This is a genomic window from Pseudomonas sp. WS 5051 (genome assembly GCF_012985715.1).
Taxonomy (GTDB): Bacteria; Pseudomonadota; Gammaproteobacteria; order Pseudomonadales; family Pseudomonadaceae; genus Aquipseudomonas; species Aquipseudomonas bubulae.
The window spans coordinates 92,066-109,846 of record NZ_JAAQWV010000011.1 but is presented as its reverse complement, the minus strand read 5'-3'; the positions used below and the strand labels follow the sequence as shown (position 1 = coordinate 109,846).

At 59.5% G+C, this 17,781-nt stretch carries 18 protein-coding genes; 8 read left to right on the top strand and 10 right to left on the bottom strand.

Annotated features, from left to right (window positions below):
- Positions 1 to 7 precede the first annotated feature (7 nt).
- The 7 genes from ribBA (at position 8) to HBN79_RS17705 (ending at position 5,186) form a co-directional block, all read left to right on the top strand.
- A complete protein-coding gene (gene ribBA, locus HBN79_RS17735; protein ID WP_094999467.1) occupies positions 8 to 1,099 on the top strand; it encodes a bifunctional 3,4-dihydroxy-2-butanone-4-phosphate synthase/GTP cyclohydrolase II in 1,092 nt (363 codons plus the stop codon).
- Positions 1,100 to 1,189: 90 nt separating this feature from the next.
- Positions 1,190 to 1,666: a 6,7-dimethyl-8-ribityllumazine synthase gene (ribE, locus tag HBN79_RS17730; RefSeq protein ID WP_003444275.1), complete on the top strand. Its 477-nt coding sequence runs from the start codon at positions 1,190 to 1,192 to the stop codon at positions 1,664 to 1,666.
- Positions 1,663 to 2,163, top strand: a complete 501-nt coding sequence (nusB, locus tag HBN79_RS17725; RefSeq protein WP_094999466.1) for a transcription antitermination factor NusB — start codon at positions 1,663 to 1,665, stop codon at positions 2,161 to 2,163. The genes ribE and nusB overlap by 4 nt, the downstream gene beginning before the upstream one ends.
- Positions 2,164 to 2,178: 15 nt before the next feature.
- Positions 2,179 to 3,138 (top strand): thiamine-phosphate kinase, encoded by a 960-nt coding sequence (gene thiL / locus HBN79_RS17720; RefSeq protein ID WP_095020965.1) that lies wholly within the window; start codon positions 2,179 to 2,181, stop codon positions 3,136 to 3,138.
- A 223-nt stretch (positions 3,139 to 3,361) separates the two neighbouring features.
- Positions 3,362 to 3,979 carry a GTP cyclohydrolase II gene (gene ribA / locus HBN79_RS17715; protein WP_165446501.1) on the top strand — a complete coding sequence of 206 codons (618 nt, stop codon included), beginning with the start codon at positions 3,362 to 3,364 and terminating at the stop codon, positions 3,977 to 3,979.
- Positions 3,976 to 4,395 (top strand): MFS transporter, encoded by a 420-nt coding sequence (locus tag HBN79_RS17710; protein ID WP_094999463.1) that lies wholly within the window; start codon positions 3,976 to 3,978, stop codon positions 4,393 to 4,395. Before ribA ends, HBN79_RS17710 begins: the two co-directional genes overlap by 4 nt.
- Complete coding sequence (locus tag HBN79_RS17705; RefSeq protein ID WP_095031790.1) at positions 4,395 to 5,186, top strand: cobalamin-binding protein; 792 nt, start codon at positions 4,395 to 4,397, stop codon at positions 5,184 to 5,186. The genes HBN79_RS17710 and HBN79_RS17705 overlap by 1 nt, the downstream gene beginning before the upstream one ends.
- Before the next feature lie 98 nt (positions 5,187 to 5,284).
- Here the strand turns inward: HBN79_RS17705 and HBN79_RS17700 are convergent, their stop codons facing one another.
- From HBN79_RS17700 to HBN79_RS17685, 4 genes are all read right to left on the bottom strand, one after another.
- The gene (locus tag HBN79_RS17700; RefSeq protein WP_095019062.1) at positions 5,285 to 7,168 is read right to left on the bottom strand and encodes a TonB-dependent receptor; all 1,884 of its coding nucleotides are present in this window, start codon (positions 7,166 to 7,168) and stop codon (positions 5,285 to 5,287) included.
- Positions 7,169 to 7,355: 187 nt separating this feature from the next.
- Positions 7,356 to 9,254, bottom strand: a complete 1,899-nt coding sequence (gene dxs, locus HBN79_RS17695; protein ID WP_094999460.1) for a 1-deoxy-D-xylulose-5-phosphate synthase — start codon at positions 9,252 to 9,254, stop codon at positions 7,356 to 7,358.
- Between the two features lie 132 nt (positions 9,255 to 9,386).
- Complete coding sequence (ispA, locus tag HBN79_RS17690) at positions 9,387 to 10,274, bottom strand: (2E,6E)-farnesyl diphosphate synthase (protein ID WP_095023465.1); 888 nt, start codon at positions 10,272 to 10,274, stop codon at positions 9,387 to 9,389.
- Complete coding sequence (locus tag HBN79_RS17685; protein ID WP_019824297.1) at positions 10,271 to 10,513, bottom strand: exodeoxyribonuclease VII small subunit; 243 nt, start codon at positions 10,511 to 10,513, stop codon at positions 10,271 to 10,273. Before HBN79_RS17685 ends, ispA begins: the two co-directional genes overlap by 4 nt.
- 490 nt (positions 10,514 to 11,003) lie before the next feature.
- On the opposite strand from HBN79_RS17685, the gene HBN79_RS17680 reads away from it, so the two are divergent.
- Positions 11,004 to 12,086 (top strand): PDDEXK nuclease domain-containing protein, encoded by a 1,083-nt coding sequence (locus tag HBN79_RS17680; RefSeq protein ID WP_095019060.1) that lies wholly within the window; start codon positions 11,004 to 11,006, stop codon positions 12,084 to 12,086.
- 210 nt (positions 12,087 to 12,296) lie between these two features.
- On the opposite strand, the gene HBN79_RS17675 is transcribed toward HBN79_RS17680, so the two are convergent.
- The 6 genes from HBN79_RS17675 to HBN79_RS17650 all read right to left on the bottom strand — a co-directional run bounded on the left by HBN79_RS17675 (position 12,297) and on the right by HBN79_RS17650 (position 17,768).
- Positions 12,297 to 13,037, bottom strand: coding sequence for an XRE family transcriptional regulator (locus HBN79_RS17675; protein WP_094999457.1), 741 nt, complete (start codon positions 13,035 to 13,037; stop codon positions 12,297 to 12,299).
- A 207-nt stretch (positions 13,038 to 13,244) separates the two neighbouring features.
- On the bottom strand, positions 13,245 to 13,772 hold the full coding sequence (ppa, locus tag HBN79_RS17670; RefSeq protein WP_016779241.1) for an inorganic diphosphatase: 528 nt from the start codon (positions 13,770 to 13,772) through the stop codon (positions 13,245 to 13,247).
- Between the two features lie 101 nt (positions 13,773 to 13,873).
- On the bottom strand, positions 13,874 to 14,686 hold the full coding sequence (locus HBN79_RS17665; RefSeq protein WP_094999456.1) for a M90 family metallopeptidase: 813 nt from the start codon (positions 14,684 to 14,686) through the stop codon (positions 13,874 to 13,876).
- Between the two features lie 15 nt (positions 14,687 to 14,701).
- On the bottom strand, positions 14,702 to 15,355 hold the full coding sequence (locus HBN79_RS17660; RefSeq protein WP_094999455.1) for a DedA family protein: 654 nt from the start codon (positions 15,353 to 15,355) through the stop codon (positions 14,702 to 14,704).
- Between the two features lie 212 nt (positions 15,356 to 15,567).
- On the bottom strand, positions 15,568 to 16,365 hold the full coding sequence (gene eutC, locus HBN79_RS17655) for an ethanolamine ammonia-lyase subunit EutC (RefSeq protein ID WP_095023464.1): 798 nt from the start codon (positions 16,363 to 16,365) through the stop codon (positions 15,568 to 15,570).
- Positions 16,366 to 16,367: 2 nt separating this feature from the next.
- On the bottom strand, positions 16,368 to 17,768 hold the full coding sequence (locus tag HBN79_RS17650) for an ethanolamine ammonia-lyase subunit EutB (protein WP_095020960.1): 1,401 nt from the start codon (positions 17,766 to 17,768) through the stop codon (positions 16,368 to 16,370).
- Positions 17,769 to 17,781 lie beyond the last annotated feature (13 nt).

The window sequence follows — 17,781 nt, the reverse complement described above, 5'->3', positions numbered from 1 at the left end:
GTGCCGCGTGGCGCTCAACAGCATCGAAGAACTGGTTGAAGATATCCGCCAAGGCAAGATGGTCATCCTTATGGATGACGAAGACCGCGAGAACGAAGGCGACCTGATCATGGCCGCCGAGTGTTGTCAGGCCGAGCACATCAACTTTATGGCGCGCTTTGCCCGTGGCCTGATCTGCATGCCGATGAGCCGCGAGCGTTGCGAACTGCTCAAGCTGCCGTTGATGGCACCGCGCAACGGTTCCGGTTTTGGCACCAAGTTCACGGTCTCGATCGAAGCGGCCACCGGCGTCACTACCGGCATCTCTGCCGCTGACCGCGCGCGCACCGTGCAAGCGGCGGCCGCCAAGGACGCCAAAGCCGAAGACATCGTCAGCCCGGGCCATATCTTCCCGTTGATGGCTCAAGCCGGTGGCACCCTGGCCCGTGCAGGGCACACCGAAGCGGCGTGCGACCTGGCGCGCATGGCCGGGTTCGAGCCAAGCGGAGTGATCTGCGAAGTGATGAACGACGATGGCACCATGGCCCGTCGCCCTGAACTGGAAGCTTTCGCGGCCGAGCACGGCATCAAGATCGGCACCATTGCCGACCTGATCCACTACCGCATGATTCACGAACGTACCGTTCAGCGGATTGCCGAGCAGCCACTGGACAGCGAACTGGGCCAATTCAATTTGGTGACCTATCGTGATTCAGTCGAAGGCGATGTGCATATGGCACTGACCCTGGGCAAGATCTGCGCCGAAGAACCGACCCTGGTGCGCGTGCATAACATGGACCCGCTGCGCGACCTGCTGATGGTCAAACAGCCCGGCCGCTGGAGCCTGCGCGCCGCCATGAGCGCGGTGGCTGAAGCCGGCAGCGGTGTGGTGCTGTTGCTCGGTCACCCCCTGGATGGCGATGTATTGCTGGCCAATATCCGCGAAACGGCAGACCACGCGCCGGTGAAAAAACCGACCACCTACAGCATTGTCGGTGCCGGTTCGCAGATCCTGCGTGACCTCGGTGTACGCAAAATGCGCCTGATGAGTTCACCAATGAAGTTCAATGCCATATCCGGTTTCGATCTGGAAGTTGTAGAATACGTGCCCTCCGAATAAAGACCGGTCGTGTCCAGTCCGAATTCGTGGCCCAATATCCTAAAGAGCGCATGCAAATGCGCTCTGGCTCTTTAATACGAGACATACCGAATGACCCTGAAGACCATCGAAGGTACCTTCATCGCCCCCAAAGGTCGCTACGCACTCGTAGTTGGCCGTTTCAACAGCTTCGTCGTCGAAAGCCTGGTGAGTGGTGCCGTTGATGCCCTGGTTCGCCACGGTGTGAACGAAAGCGACATCACCATCATCCGCGCACCTGGCGCGTTTGAAATCCCGCTGGTCGCGCAAAAAGTTGCCCAGCGCAACGAATTCGCCGCCATCATCGCCCTGGGCGCCGTGATTCGTGGCGGTACTCCGCATTTCGAATACGTTGCTGGCGAGTGCACCAAGGGCTTGTCCCAAGTGTCCATGCAGTTCGGCGTACCGGTTGCCTTCGGCGTGCTGACCGTTGACTCGATTGAACAAGCCATCGAGCGCTCGGGCACCAAAGCTGGCAACAAAGGCGCAGAAGCTGCCTTGTCCGCCCTTGAAATGGTTAGCCTGTTGGCACAGTTGGAGGCCAAGTGATTTCCGACGAAAGCGATCGTTTCAACCCGCGCGAGCCGAAACCTGCGGACGCTGGCAAGCCTTCCAAGAGCGCCAAGCGCCGTGAAGCGCGTCAACTCGCAACTCAGGCTCTGTACCAATGGCACATGGCCAAGCAGTCGCTGAACGAAATCGAAGCGCAATTCCGCGTCGATAACGACTTCTCCGACGTTGATGCTGCCTACTTCCGTGAAATCCTGCACGGCGTGCCTGCGCACAAAGGCGAGATCGATGCTGCCCTGGTTCCGTGCCTGGACATCACCATCGAAGAACTCGATCCGGTTGAGCTGTCTGTTCTGCGCCTGTCCACCTGGGAGCTGATCAAGCGTGTTGACGTGCCTTACCGCGTTGTAATCAACGAAGGCATCGAGCTGGCGAAAGTGTTCGGCTCCACCGACGGCCACAAGTTCGTCAACGGTGTGCTCGACAAATTGGCGCCACGCCTGCGTGAAGCTGAAGTAAAGGCTTACAAGCGCTAAACCGCGCTGTCGGCCATGGGCGAGTTTGAGCTGATCCGCAACTTCTTCGCTGCCGCGCCCTGTGCGCAGGGCGGCGAGGGTGTTGCCCTGGGTATTGGCGACGACTGCGCCCTGCTGGATGTTCCCTTCGGGGAACAGCTGGCGATTTCCACCGACACCCTGGTAGCCGGGGTGCACTTCGCAGATCCCTGCGACCCTTTCCTGCTCGGTCAGCGTTCGCTGGCAGTGGCGGCCAGTGATTTGGCGGCCATGGGCGCAACTCCTGTCGCATTTACCCTTGCCCTGACACTGCCGACGTTTGACGCCGAGTGGCTGCAAACCTATGCCCGTGGTTTGAACCTGATGGCCCAGACCTGTGGCCTGCGCCTTATCGGTGGCGACACCACGCGCGGGCCATTGTGTCTGACCCTTACAGTTTTCGGGCGAGTGCCCACGGGCCATGCCCTGACCCGCAGCGGCGCGCGCCCCGGTGACCTGCTGTGTGTGGGTGGCGAGCTGGGCAATGCGGCCGGGGCGTTGCCGTTGGTGCTGGGGCAGCGCACCGCGGTATCGATGATAGGCGAACCGTTGCTGGCCCATTACTGGTCGCCACAACCGCAGTTGGCGCTGGGCCAGGCCCTGCGTGGTAAAGCCACCTCGGCGCTGGATATTTCCGATGGCCTGCTGGCCGATTGCGGGCATATCGCGGCGGCGTCGAAGGTGGGGCTGGCGATTGAACTCGACCGGGTGCCGGTCTCGCTGGCGCTGGAAGAGTTCCTGGGCGAGGCGGGAGCGCAACAGGCAGCGTTGAGCGGCGGGGATGACTATGTACTGGCGTTTACCTTGCCTGAGGTTGAGGTGCCGACCCTGCTGGCCGATGGCTGGCCTATCCATGTGATTGGTCGCGTGGTTGAAGGGCAGGGCGTCACGCTGCTGGATGACGAAGGCCTGGACATTACTCCGGCAGTCCACGGCTATCAGCATTTTCGTGCGTGACCCTGTGGGAGCGGGCTTGCTCGCGATGGCAGCGCCACGTTCAGCCTGATACACCGCATCGCCTGTTTCGCGAGCAAGCCCGCTCCCACGGGGCCTGTGTAGCGTAAGTCATCAAACTTTTAGATATTTATCCTCGGTAATTCAGCCTAAGCGTCTGTAGGAACCTCCTGTTACAATGTCGCCTCTGCGAATTTCCAGTACTCAAACTGATCAGGAGCACACGGTGCCTGTCGTTTTCGTTGCCGCTTGCAAATTACCCACCCCCTTTGCCGAGTTCACTATGCATGGCTTCCTTGAGAAGGCCACGGGTCGTGAACACGTTGTGCTCAGTTTGGGCGACGTTACAGACGGTGCGCCGGTTCTGGGGCGTGTGCATTCCGAATGCCTGACCGGTGACGCCCTGTTCAGCCAGCGCTGCGACTGCGGCTCGCAGCTTGAAGCCGCCTTGCAGGCCATTGCCCGCGAAGGTCGTGGCGTATTGCTGTACCTGCGTCAGGAAGGCCGTGGCATCGGCTTGCTCAACAAAATCCGTGCCTACGAGTTGCAAGATGGCGGCGCCGATACCGTTGAAGCCAACGAGCGCCTCGGCTTTGCCGCCGACCAGCGCGATTACGCCATTTGCCTGCCGATGCTGGAGCACGTAGGCGTGCATTCGCTGCGCCTGATGACCAACAATCCGCGCAAGGTCAAAGCCCTGACTGACATGGGCATCACCGTGGCCGAGCGTGTGCCGCTGCACACCGGGCACAACCCGCACAACAAGCTGTACCTGGCGACCAAAGCCAACAAGCTAGGGCACATGATGGGTAACCAGCATCAGAGCGAGGCTGACCCGGCATGACCCGTGGCCAGCGTCGTCGGCGCCTGAGTTTCAGTTGGTGGCAACAGCTGCTGCTGACCCTGCTGCCTCTGGTGCTGGTCTGCTGGTTTTTCGGCAGCGCCGAGCCGTTGCTGCCTGAGCTGGCAATGCCGTTATTTATTGCGGGCGTGGCTTCGATGTTCGTCACCCTGCGCACGTTCGGGCCTTACAAACATGGCCTGATCAATCTGCAGAAAGCCCTCGACACCCCACAGGAACCTGCAGCCTGGGATGAGTTGGCGCGTGCACGTCAGCGGTCCCTGCTGGCGGCGGGGCTGCCCACCTGGATTGCCACGCTGGCGGTGTTTGTCGGGCTTGAAGGCGTACCGCTATTGCTGCTGGTACTGTCAACGCTGGTGCTGTTTTACCTCTATCGCGTCCCCCGCCAGGTAGGCTGATGCGCGTCTGGCTGGCAGCTCTGTTGCTGACTGTCAGCTTTTCTGCCCAGGCTGTCAGCCGCGTGGTGAGCCTGTCACCGTCCCTTTCTGAAATGGTTGTCGAACTCGGCGCCGCCGATTTGCTGGTAGGGCGTCTGGAAGCAGGGGAGCCGTTACCTGAGCTTGCCGGCGTGCCTTCTGTGGGCCGCTACGGGCAACTGGACATGGAGCGTCTGCTCAGCCTGCAACCCGACCTGCTTTTGCTTTGGCCAGGCAGTGTGGGTGTTGCCCAGCGCGAGCAATTGCGTAACCTGAATATCCCCACCTTCACCGCCGAACCGGCAAGCCTCGATCAACTGGCCGATCAGGTTGAAGCCCTGGCCATCGCCCTGGGTCGCCCGCAGCGTGGAAGGGAGCAGGCAACGCAACTGCGCCAACGTCTGGCACAACTGCGTGAACAGTACCGGACTGACGTGCCTGTGCGGGTGTTTTATCAGGTGTGGGATCAGCCGCTGTACACCATCGGCGGCGGGCAAATCATCAGTGATGCGCTGGCAGTGTGCGGGGCAAGCAATATGTTTGACGACCTCAAACTGCCGGCGCCGCAGGTTGGTATAGAGTCTGTGTTACAGCGTAATCCTGAGGTGATTATCGCCGGCACCCAGGCGCAGCTGGATGCCTGGAAAGCCTGGCCGCAGATCGATGCGGTCAAGCATGGGCGTTTGCTGCTATTGGCCGACAAGGGCCTGGAGCGTCCGAGCGGGCAGATGCTGGAAGCGACGGCCAGATTGTGTGAGCAATTACAGAGATAAAAATTATCTGTGGGAGCGGGCTTGCTCGCGATGCAGGTGATGCGCAGTGTCAGGTAAGTCGCGGTGATGCTATCGCGAGCCATCCCGCGCCCACAGGTTTAGAACGTCGGCGTCCAGGTAATTGCCAGCTGCAGCGAGCGCCGTTCTTCGCGGTAGCCATAGTAGTTGCCGTCATAGCTGTACAGCGCGCGGGTGAAGCTTTTGTCCAGCAGGTTATCGACCTTCAGGTCGAGCCGCACTTCTGAGCTGGCCTGCCAGTTGCCGCGTAATCCCAGCAAGCCATAACCGCCAACGGGCTGCTTGTTGTCTTCATCATTGAAGCTGCTGCTCACCGCTTGCCAGCTGGCGCCGACACCTACCTTGTCAAATTGCCGATCCAGATCCAAGCTCAAGGTACGGCGTGCGCGGCGGCTCAGGGTATGGCCGGTATCACGATCGCGCGGGTCAATAATCGCGATACCCAGGCTGCTCTGCCAGCCGAACCATTCTTGCTGCAACGCGCTTTCGAAACCGGTGATCCGTGCTGCGCCGATGTTCTGCTGAATAAAGTCGGCATCGGCCACAATCGCGTCGCGAATATCGGTGCGATACAGCGAGGTTTCCAGGCGACTGGTCTCACTTAGCTGACTGCGCCATTGCAGCTCGTAGCTTTTTGAGTATTCCGGCTTGAGATCGGGATTGCCGAACTGCGGGTAGTACAAGTCATTGAACGTCGGTGCGCGAAACCCTTCACTGTAAGTCAGCATAACGTCGTTGTCGGCGTTCAGCGGCACCGTCAGGCTGGCGCTCCAGGTGTTGTGGCTGCCAAATTGCTGGTTCTGGTCGTGACGCAGGCCCAGCTCGGTCGAGAAGTACTCGCCGTGGAAGCGGTGCTGAACAAACGCGGCGCGGTTCCAGCGGCTGTCTTCCTCGAAAACGGTGCTGCTGCGTACCCGGTCTTGATAGGCGTCGGCGCCGAGGATCAGGCTGTTTTGATCGTCCAGCGTCAGGTTGTTCTGCCAGTTCAGCGAGTCGCGATAGGTGTTGAAGCTGTAGATCTCGGCGCTGAGTTTGTCCCGGGTTTTTTCACGGTTTTCGCTGTGGCCCAGCTCCAGGCGCGAGTTCCAGCGTTCGTTCAGTTGCGCGTCGATAAAACTGCCGACGCTGCTGATATCAAAATCGCTGTAGAGCTGTTGGCCACTGACAGTCTGGGTCTGCGGGTCCCAGCGCCCGAACGAATTGTCGAGTTCGGTCTTGCCGACGTTTTTCATGGCCGTCAGGCCAATTTCAAGCTCCTGGTTCAGGTAGTGGCTCAGGTTCAGGCTCAGTGACTTGTTGCGATAGGCGTCGTGGTCGCTGTCGCTGGGGAAGGATTCGTGGGTGCGGTTGATCCCGGCGGTTTGTTCCAGGCTGCCACTGAGGTTGTAGCGCGTTTGCCCGTCGCCACCGGAGATGCCCAGGCTGTTTTGCGAGCTGCCATAACTGCCCACTGCACTATGCAGGCGAAGCTGCGGGGCTTGATCGGCACCGCGTCGGGTGAAAATCTGGATCACACCGCCAATCGCATCGCTGCCGTAGATCACCGAGCGCGAGCCGCGCAGCACTTCAACCCGCTCGATCTGATCGATATTGAGGTACTGCAGATTACTGTCGGCCGAAGTGGCATTGGCCATGCGCTGGCCGTCGACCAGCACCAGGCTTTGCGCCGACTTGGTGCCGCGAATGTAAATCCCCGGCAAACCGCCGCGTCCACCGCTGCGGGCCACTTGTACACCGGGTACCCGGCCGAGCAAGTCGGTCAGGCTGGTGGGTTGCAGGCGGTCGATATCGTCACGGGTGAACACGCTGTTGGCGCTTGTGCTGTCCGAGCGAGCCTCGACCTGGCGATTGCCGGTGATCAGGATCTGCGGGAGTTTGAGCGCATCTTCGCGCTCCAGCGGCTCTGCAAGCAAAGGGCAGGCGGGGATAAAACCGAGGATCAGAGCAAGACGAAGGCGTTTCATGGTGTCTCAACAGGGTGTTGGGCGGACCGTAGCAGCTGCCGTAGGAACGAGGCTGCGTTCGGTGGCGTAGCCACCGTAAACCATGCCTCGCGGTGTATCAGTATCACCGAGGGGGGCGGATTTACGATCGCTTCGCAATCGAACGCAGCCTGCGGCAGCTGCTACGAAATCGCGCAGACCAAGTGGCTCAGAGCCCCAGGAGTTCCATGCGCTGACGTACCGAGGCTTCGATACCTGCCGCATCCAGGCCGCATTCGGCCAGCATCTGGCTCGGTTTGGCATGTTCGACGTAAATATCCGGCAAGCCCAGGTGCAGCACAGACTTGAGCACGTTTTCACGGGCCAGGAACTCGCTGACGCCGGCGCCTGCGCCGCCCATGACAGCGTTCTCTTCGATGGTCACCAGCAGCTCATGGCTGGCAGCCATTTCGCGAACCAGCTCTTCATCCATCGGCTTGACGAAGCGCATGTCGACCACGGTGGCGTCGATTTTTTCTGCCACTTGCAGGGCTTCTGCCAGTTGCACGCCGAATACCAGCATGGCGACTTTCGAACCCTGGCGACGAATCACGCCCTTGCCGATTTCCAGCGGCTCGAGGTTTTTTTCGATCACTGCGTTCGGGCCTGTGCCGCGAGGGTAACGCACTGCCGCCGGGCCGTTGTACAGGTGGCCGGTGGTGAGCATTTTGCGCAGTTCGTTCTCATCGCTCGGGGTCATGATAAGCATGCCCGGGATGCAGCGCAGGAACGACAGATCGAAGCTGCCTGCGTGGGTCGGGCCGTCTTCGCCCACCAGGCCGGCACGGTCGATGGCGAACAGCACGTCAAGATTCTGCACCGCGACGTCATGCACCAGCTGGTCGTAACCGCGCTGCAGGAACGTCGAGTAAATTGCCACTACCGGCTTGGAGCCTTCGCAGGCCATGCCGGCAGCAAAGGTCACGGCATGTTGCTCTGCAATCGCCACGTCGAAATAGCGCTTTGGATACCGCTCGCTGAACGCAATCAGATCCGAGCCTTCTTTCATGGCCGGGGTGATGCCCACCAGGCGCTCATCGGCAGCGGCCATGTCGCACAGCCACTCGCCAAACACGGCGGAGTACTTGGGCCCGCTGGGTGCCTTCGGTGCAGCTTTCGGAGCATTGAGCGGTTCGAGCTTGGTGATGGCGTGATAGCCGATCGGGTCCGCTTCGGCCGGAGCGAAGCCCTTGCCTTTTTTGGTGACGATATGCAGAAACTGCGGCCCTTTGAGGTCGCGCATATTGCGCAGCGTCGCGATCAAGGTCGGCAGGTCGTGGCCATCGATCGGGCCGATATAGTTCCAGCCCAACTCTTCGAACAGGGTGCCGGGTACCAGCATGCCCTTGGCATATTCTTCTGTGCGCCGCGCAATTTCCCACGCACCAGGCAGACGCGAGAGCACCTTTTTGCTGCCTTCGCGCATGCTTGCATAGGTGCGGCTCGACAGGATCTTGGCCAGGTAGTTGGACAAACCACCAACATTGCGCGAGATCGACATGTCGTTGTCGTTGAGGATCACCAGCATGTTGGCGTCGACTTCGGGCGCGTGGTTCAACGCCTCAAACGCCATGCCCGCAGTCAATGCGCCGTCACCGATCACGGCAATCGCCTTGCGCTCGCTTTTTTGCAAGCGGGCGGCAATGGCCATGCCCAGCGCTGCGCTGATCGAGGTGCTGGAGTGGCCGACACCAAAGGTGTCGTACTCGCTCTCGGCACGACGCGGGAAAGCGGCAATGCCGTCTTTCTGACGCAACGTTGCCATCTGCTCGCGACGGCCGGTGAGGATTTTATGCGGATACGCCTGATGGCCCACGTCCCACACCAGCCGGTCGTCCGGGGTGTCGAACACGTAGTGCAACGCGATGGTCAGCTCAATGACACCCAGGCCGGCACCGAAATGCCCGCCCGTCTGGCCGACGGTATAGAGCAATTCCAGGCGCAACTCATCGGCCAGGGTTTCCAGCTCGGCTTCTGCCAGGCGGCGCAGGCCCGCAGGCGTGCCTGCCCGGTCAAGCAGGGGCGTAGTCGGACGGTTGCGGGGAATCTCTTGAAACGTCGTTGGCATCAGGCGAATCGTTATAGGTATAAGAAGAGGCGGCAGTTTACCTTATGGAACGTAAGCTGCCCACGCAGTCTGGCATTCGTTCGTAAGACCTTGGCATTAGAGCTGTCAGAAAACGTTACCGAGGAGCGCCCTTTAGTGGCGTCGCTCAACGATATAACGTGCCAGTTCACGCAGCGGTTCGGCGGCTGCATCAAAATGTCGCAGGGCGTTGAGCGCCTGGTCGCGCAGCTCAAGCGCATAGCCTTTGGCCTGCTCCAGCCCCATCAGGGCGGGGTAGGTCGGTTTGTCCCGTGCTATGTCGGCCCCCTGGCGTTTACCCAGAGTTGCGGTATCGCTTTCAACATCCAGAATGTCGTCCTGAACCTGAAACGCCAGGCCAATGGCCCGTGCATAAACGCTCAGTGCGTGCAGGTTGTCTTCGTTTGCATGACCGCTGGCCAGGGCGCCCAGTTGCACGCTGGCTTCGATCAGGGCGCCGGTCTTGTGCCGGTGCATGTATTCCAGCGCGGCCTGGTCGAGCTTGAGCCCCACCGAACCGAGGTCGATCGCTTGCCCGCCGACCATGCCCGCCGGACCTGCAGCAAAAGCCAGGGCCGTGACCATGCGCAAACGGGTGTCGGCGTTCAGGTTGCTCAGGCGCGGGTCGAGCAAAGCGCTGAACGCCAGGCTTTGCAGGCCGTCGCCCGCCAGAATGGCGCAGGCTTCGTCGAACGCTTTGTGGGTGGTTGGCTGGCCGCGACGCAGATCGTCATCGTCCATTGCGGGCAAGTCGTCGTGCACCAGCGAATAGGCGTGGATCAATTCCACGGCACAGGCCGCGCCATTGGCTTGCTCAGGTGTACTGCCGAGGGCTTCGCAGGCGGCATAGGCCAGCAGCGGGCGAACCCGTTTGCCGCCATTCATGACGCTGTAGCGCATGGCCTCATAAAGACGGGCCAGCTCGGGAGCCGGAGCGACAAACAGGCTTTCAAGCGCCGCATTGACACGGGCCTGGCTGCTGATCTGGTAAGCATCAATCATTCGGACTGTTCCGCATCAAAAGGCTCTTGTGCCAGCTCACCGTCACGCTCAAGCAGGATCTGTACTTTCTGCTCGGCCTGGGCCAGTGCGCCCTGGCAATCACGGGTCAGGCGGATGCCTTGTTCGAAGGCGGTCAGGGAATCTTCCAGCGACAGCTCGCCATTTTCCAGACGCTCGACCAGTGTTTGCAGGTCAGCGAGTGACTGTTCGAAATCCGGGGAAGCTTTTTTGCGGGCCATGGCGGCATTCTCGGTAGGCGTTAAAACCGGCTGACACTAGCAGACGGCGGGTTTTGGGGCAAATCGACAGGGCGCCCATGTATCCAGGTGAGGGGGTTTTCACTTGTCGCTACTAAACGAGTGGGTGGCAGCCGTACGCAGGTTAGTCGACCGGTGCATCCGGAACCCGGCGCGCCACAAGGGCGCCCTGCGCACGGCCACCATAAAACGCAGGCCGTAAAAAGCACCTTGCGGAGGTGTTGCCTTGCGCCGGATTACAGATCGGGCGACTAAACCCGACCGCTGATTTTGCAGCGATGGCCCGAGACTATTTCCCGAAATTGGCAGGCGCAAGCGAACGGGATTTTTCTCGGAAGTTTCACGAGAATGAAAGCGAAGTGTCGTACGAAAAGACCGAATTTAAAGGCTTATGTTGTGTGCCCTGCCAGCGATTGGATCTGTGCACTGCAGATGTTTCGAGCACGCTGGCGTGGTCACGAGAGAAAAAGCCATGAGTGAAACTCCTGTTGGTTTGAGTGCGCAGCCCGAGGGCTACAGTGACTGGTTGAGCGATCTTAAAGGCCGCATTCATGGCGCCCAGCAGCGCGCCACGTTGGCGGTGAACCGCGAGCTGGTACTGCTGTACTGGCAAATCGGTCACGACATTTTGACCCGCCAGACACAGCAAGGTTGGGGCACGAAAGTGATTGAGCGTCTGGCGCTGGATCTGCGCGCAGCCTTCCCGCACATGAAAGGTTTCTCGCCACGCAACCTCAAATATATGCGTGCCTTTGCCCAGGCATGGCCTGATACGGCAATTGTGCAGCAGGCTGTTGCACAATTGCCTTGGGGGCACAATCTGGTGCTGCTGGACAAACTCCCCGGTCCCGAAACCCGCCGTTGGTATGCGGCCAAGGCCATCGAACACAACTGGTCGCGAAATACGCTGGTCATGCAGATCGAGGGTCGTTTACTGGAGCGCAGTGGCAAGGCCGTGAGCAATTTTGAAAACTTCTTGCCCAAACCCCAGTCCGATTTGGCCCGTGAATCGTTGAAAGATCCTTACCGTTTCGACTTTCTTGGCCTTGGCGCTGATGCGCATGAACGAGAGATAGAAACTGCTTTGGTCAGGCATGTCACCGACTTTTTGCTGGAGCTGGGCGCAGGTTTTGCCTTCGTCGGCAAACAAGTGCTTTTGAATGTGGGAGGTGACGAGTTTTTCATCGATCTGCTGTTCTACCACCTCAAGCTGCGCTGCTATGTAGTGGTTGAACTCAAGGCCGGTAAATTCAAACCGGAGCACCTTGGGCAGTTGGGTTTTTATCTGGCCGCCGTGGATGGGCAGGTCAAGGATCCCCAGGACAGCCCCACCATCGGCCTGTTGCTGTGCTCCAGCAAGAACAAGGTGGTGGCCGAGTACGCCTTGCGCGATAACACCCGGCCCATCGGCGTGGCCGAGTACCAGTTGGTAGAGTCACTGCCAGCAGAGTTGCAGACCAGTTTGCCCAGCATCGAACAGATCGAACGCGAACTGGCGGGTGATGGCGTCGCTATCGAGGAGTGTCGAGTGAACGAGGATTATTTCAGGCATTAAAAAGCCGGCTTGTGGCCGGCTTCTCGGGGGCGGGTTTGGCTTATTTTTGGTAAGCCGTACTCGCCTTCAATCGGGACATCCAGCGCGTTGTGGCTGGTTGTGGGGCGTAGCGGCTTTTTGCTGCCTGGCCCTGCATTCCGGCTCGCGTGCCGCGAGGGGGAGTGCACAAGTGCGACGAATCATACTGGGGTTTGAGTACTTTTCCCAGACCTAAGGTTGTTCGTCCAGTTTGTAAGGCACTGGCGGGCGTCGCTGGCTAAGCGTGGACCACCAGAATACCCAGCCCAGTATCCGTATCTGCTGCGCATGGACTTCTGTTGCGTCAAAGACTTCGTCCGGATACTCCAGGCAGTTGTGGCTGCGGATGCGCAGGCCGTTGTTGGGCAGGCGGTAGAGGTATTTGATGCGCAGCATGCCATCCTGCTCGAGCGCGTAGATTTCACCGTCGACGATTTGGGTCAGGCTGCGGTCGATGGCGACTGTGGAACCATCCTGGATCCTGTGCGCCATGCTGTTGCCAATCATGGGTGCGCAAATGGCCTGGTCGGGGCTGACATCCAGGGCCTGCAGGGTCGAGCAACTGAGCCGCACGGTGCAATCAGGAATTTTCACCACATGGGTTTTGCCTGATCCGTCGGGGTGCAAGGTTTCGTTGTAGAAGGGCGCGTCAATATCGCAGGCATTAGCCGGTTTGGGCTGTCCGGTCTGGGCAGGCGATTTTTCATCGTTGCTGCTGACAAGGCCCGGATGCTTGACGCCCTCGCCGGTACGTAGCCAGCGGCTGTTGACGCACAGCAGTTCGGCGATTTCGTCCAGGCGAGCCATCGGAATGCCCCGTTTGAACCAGTTGTTGACGTGCTGCGGCGTAACGCGGCGATTGGCTGCGAAGTCCGAAGCGGTTAAATGGCACTCCCGCAGGAGGGCTTTCAGGCGATCACCGGATGTATTCATGAACACAGAGTCTACGGGCAAGCCAAGCCTGTTTAAATAAACTAAGCGTTCAAAAAAAAACGGTAAAACCAGAAAATTCCTAGACTTGCAGCGATATTTCCTACTGGCATTGACTGGGCATTTTGCGCGCCGTAAACAGGCTGTTTTATTGCGTTTATGCAGGCATAAAAAAACCCCGGCGAGCCGAGGTTTTTTTTAACCGCTTGCTTAGCCTTTGTAGGCCGCAACCGATTTGGTGATTTCGGCACGGGCAGCTTCAGCATCGCCCCAACCTTCGATCTTCACCCATTTGCCTTTTTCGAGATCTTTGTAGTTCTCGAAGAAGTGCTGGATCTGCTGGATCAGCAGGGGTGGCAGGTCGGTGTACTCTTTCACGTCAACGTACAGCTGGGACAGCTTGTCGTGAGGCACTGCAACCACTTTGGCATCGCCGCCGCCGTCGTCAGTCATGTGCAGGATGCCAACCGGGCGAGCACGGATAACCGAGCCTGGAGCTACCGGGTAAGGGGTAACCACCAGCACGTCCAGCGGATCACCGTCGTCAGCCAGGGTGTTAGGGATAAAACCGTAGTTGGCCGGGTAGAACATCGGGGTGGCCATGAAGCGGTCAACGAACAGGCAATCGCTGTCTTTGTCGATTTCATATTTGATCGGCGCGTGGTTAGCCGGAATCTCGATAGCGACGTAGATGTCATTCGGCAGGTCTTTGCCAGCCGGAATCTTGCTGTAGCTCATTGGGCGGTGCCCCCGTTAGTAGGCCAGTTTGTTTGGCCGATTTGGCCAAAAAGTGGCGGCGATTATAGGCGTATTCCTATAAGGACGTCACCCTTGGGCGATCAGTGCTGCGCGCGGTATTCGGGGTGTTCGCTTTGCAGCTGCTTGAGGCGTGCCAGCGTGTCCTGACGATAAAACAGGCTCAGTTGTTGATAGACCAGCGGGTAGGCATGGTTCAACAGGTCGGGTGCGCTGAAAAAGTACTCGCTGGTGACCGCAAAGAACTCCGCCGGGTTTTCGGCGGCATAGGGGTCGATAGGCGCGTGGTCGGGGTTGTGGTGGTCGAGGTAGTGATTGAGATGGTCGTAGGCCTGTTGCATGGCTTGGGTCCAGTCACTGACATGCATGCTGCTGTGCAAGGGCGGCATGCCATTCGCGGCACCATTGAGCATGTCCAGCTTGTGCGCCAGTTCGTGGATGACCAGGTTGTAGCCTTCCCAGCCACCGCTGGCCAGCACGCCCGGCCAGGCCAGAACCACCGGGCCATGCTGCCAGGCTTCACCGCTGTGATGGCCTTCCCATTCATGCTCTACACCGCTGGAATCACGATGGCGCTGGGGGCTGACGAAGTCGTCGGGGTAGAGCACGATTTCGTGAAACCCCTGGTACCAGTCCAGGTCACCCAGGTTGAGCAGCGGCAATTGCGCCTGAGCGGCCAGCAACAGCCGGCCCTCTTCGGTCAGCTCAACCCCGGGCATGGGGGTGAGGTGCTTGGCTTGCAGAAACAATACGCTGCTGTCGCGCAGCCATTTGTCCTGCTCGTCATTCAGCCCGTCGAGAATGCTCAGATGCTGGCGCACGTTGTGCCATACGTCAGGCGTTACCGGGTGCTGCGCAAGGATTCGCTGGCGCCGCCATTCACTTAGAGACCACATGGTGGTGTCTCCCGATCAGGCTTTGGCTTTGGCTGGAGTACGGCCCAGACGGCTGCGGATCACGCCAATAATCATCGGTACCAGCGACAGTAGAATGATGCCCACCACCAGCAGCGACAGGTTCTTCTTGATAAATGGCACATTGCCGAAGAAATAACCCAGAGTGACCAGGCCGCCAACCCACAGGATGGTGCCGAATACGCTGAACATAAAGAAGCGCGGGTAGAACATGCGCGCCACACCGGCAACAAACGGAGCGAAGGTGCGGAAAATCGGCAGGAAACGGGCCATGGTTACGGTTTTACCGCCATGACGCTCATAGAAGTCGTGGGTTTTTTCCAGGTAGTCGCGACGGAAGATTTTCGAATTCGGGTTGCTGAACAAGCGCTCGCCTGCCGTTCGTCCGATAACGTAGTTGGTGCTGTCGCCCATGATCGCAGCCAGCATCAGCAAGCCTGCGAGCAGTACCGGGTCCATGCCGCCGCCGGCAGCTACGGCGCCCGCGATAAAGAGCAGCGAATCACCCGGCAAAAACGGCATGACCACCAGACCGGTTTCGCAAAAAATCACCAGAAACAGGATGGCGTAGATCCATGGCCCGTAATTGTTTACCAGCATGTCGAGGTACACATCGAGGTGCAGGATAATGTCGATCGGGTTGAAATCCATGTGAAGCACCTGTGTTGATGACCCGGCTCTGCAGGTCTGTGCGGGTAGGGATGCGTAGTTAACTACAACAATTGTAGTTTTTTCGTACTTTTTTGAAGAACCGGATTATACGGATTGAGACGAATTCTGCAGTGTGAGTTTGTAGCGAAGCGTGTATTGGTAGTCAAAAGCCGTAGCAGCAGCCTCGTTCCTTCGGCAGCTACTACGCAGAGTTAATCGCCCTTGAGCAGAAAGTTTTCGCTGGGCGCCTCGACATCCAGGGTCTGCACCTGGGCTTCATCCTTCAGATTCACTCCCGATAATTGCCGCCGGCAGGCTTCGCGCATCAGGTACGCCAGCCGATGAGCGGCCATGCCGTAGCTCAGGCCTTCAAGCCGTACATTGGAAATACAGTTGCGATACGCATCGGTCAGGCCGATTTTCGGCGCGTAGGTGAAGTACAGCCCCAGGCTGTCGGGGGAGCTGAGCCCGGGGCGTTCGCCGATCAACATCACCACCATGCGTGCGCCCAGCAGTTCGCCAATTTCGTCGGCCACGGCAACTCGCCCTTGCTCTACCAGAATCACCGGCGACAGCGACCAGCCTTCAGTCGTCGTGTGCTCTTCCATGCGTGCCAGGAAGGGCAAGGTGTGGCGATGCACGGCCAGTGCCGACAAACCATCCGCTACCACCACGGCGACATCGATGCCGCCGGGGTTGGCCGCTGCGTAGTCGCGCAATTGCTGCGCAGAGTCGTCGTTGAGCTTGCGTCCCAGATCCGGGCGTTGCAGGTAGCTGTGGCGGTCAGCCGCGGCACTGTGCAACAGCAGACTCTCGCGCCCGCGCTCGGTTAACTGTGCACTCAGGCCGGGGTGATCAAACGGCAAATGCACCGCATCCCGGGCCTGGGCATGGGCGAATTGAAAGTCGAGCTGGGCCTGGGTCGGCATGCTGGTGCCGGTGCGTCCCAGGGCAATACGTGCGGGGGTCAGGCGGCGCAGTTCCAGCCACGGGTTAAGGTTGTCGGCCATGCCTAGCGTCCTCCCAAATGAGCCAGCGCCTGGCGAAATGCAGGTGGCAGCTGATGGCCGAACTCGATGCGGCCATCGTTCTGAGTAAAAATGCCCACCTTGCTGAGCCACTGTTCAAACTCCGGGGCGGGTTTTAACCCCAGGGTTTTGCGGGCATACAGGGCGTCATGGAACGACGTGGTCTGATAGTTGAGCATGATGTCGTCCGACCCCGGAATGCCCATGATGAAGTTGATCCCGGCCACCCCCAGCAATGTCAGCAGGGTGTCCATGTCGTCCTGGTCCGCTTCGGCATGGTTGGTGTAGCAGATATCACAGCCCATGGGCACACCCAGCAGCTTGCCGCAGAAGTGGTCCTCAAGGCCGGCGCGGATGATCTGCTTGCCGTTGTACAGGTACTCGGGGCCGATAAAACCGACCACGGTATTGACCAGAAACGGCTTGAAATGCCGTGCCACGGCGTAGGCGCGGGTTTCACAGGTTTGTTGATCCACGCCGAAATGGGCGTTGGCCGACAGCGCGCTGCCCTGACCTGTTTCGAAATACATCAGGTTATTGCCCAGAGTCCCGCGATTGAGGCTTAAACCTGCCTCGTAGCCTTCCTGCAGCACATTCAGGTTGATGCCAAAACTGGCGTTGGCGGCCTCGGTGCCGGCAATGGACTGAAATACCAGATCCAGCGGCACGCCGCGATTGATGGCTTCGATCGAGGTGGTGACGTGGGTCAGTACGCAGGACTGGGTGGGGATTTCATAGCGCTGGATGATGGCGTCGAGCATGTTCAGCAGGTCGCAGATCGAGGCAATGCTGTCAGTGGCCGGGTTGATGCCGATCATGGCATCGCCGTTGCCGTAGAGCAGCCCGTCGAGAATGCTGGCGGCAATGCCGGCCGGGTCATCGGTGGGGTGGTTGGGTTGCAGGCGTGTCGAAAGTCGGCCGCGCAGGCCCATGGTGCCGCGAAACCGGGTAACCACACGGATCTTTTGCGCGACCAGAATCAGGTCCTGTACGCGCATGATCTTCGACACGGCGGCGGCCATTTCCGGGGTCAGGCCCGGCGCCAGGGCCCGCAGGCTGTCCTCGCTGGCTGCGTCGCTGAGCAGCCAGTCGCGAAAGCCACCGACGGTCAGGTGGCTGACCGGGGCGAAGGCTTGAAGATCATGGCTGTCGATAATCAGCCGGGTGACCTCATCGGTCTCGTAGGGGATCAGAACTTCTTGCAGAAAATAGGCGAGCGGGATGTCAGCCAGCGCCATTTGCGCGGCCACCCGTTCGCCGTCGTTTTGCGCAGCCACGCCGGCCAGAAAATCCCCGGAACGGGCCGGGCCAGCCTTGGCCATTACATCTTTAAGGCTATCGAAACGGTAGGTCTGGGTGCCAACCGCATGAGAGAAAGTTGCCATTTAGGTGCTCCAT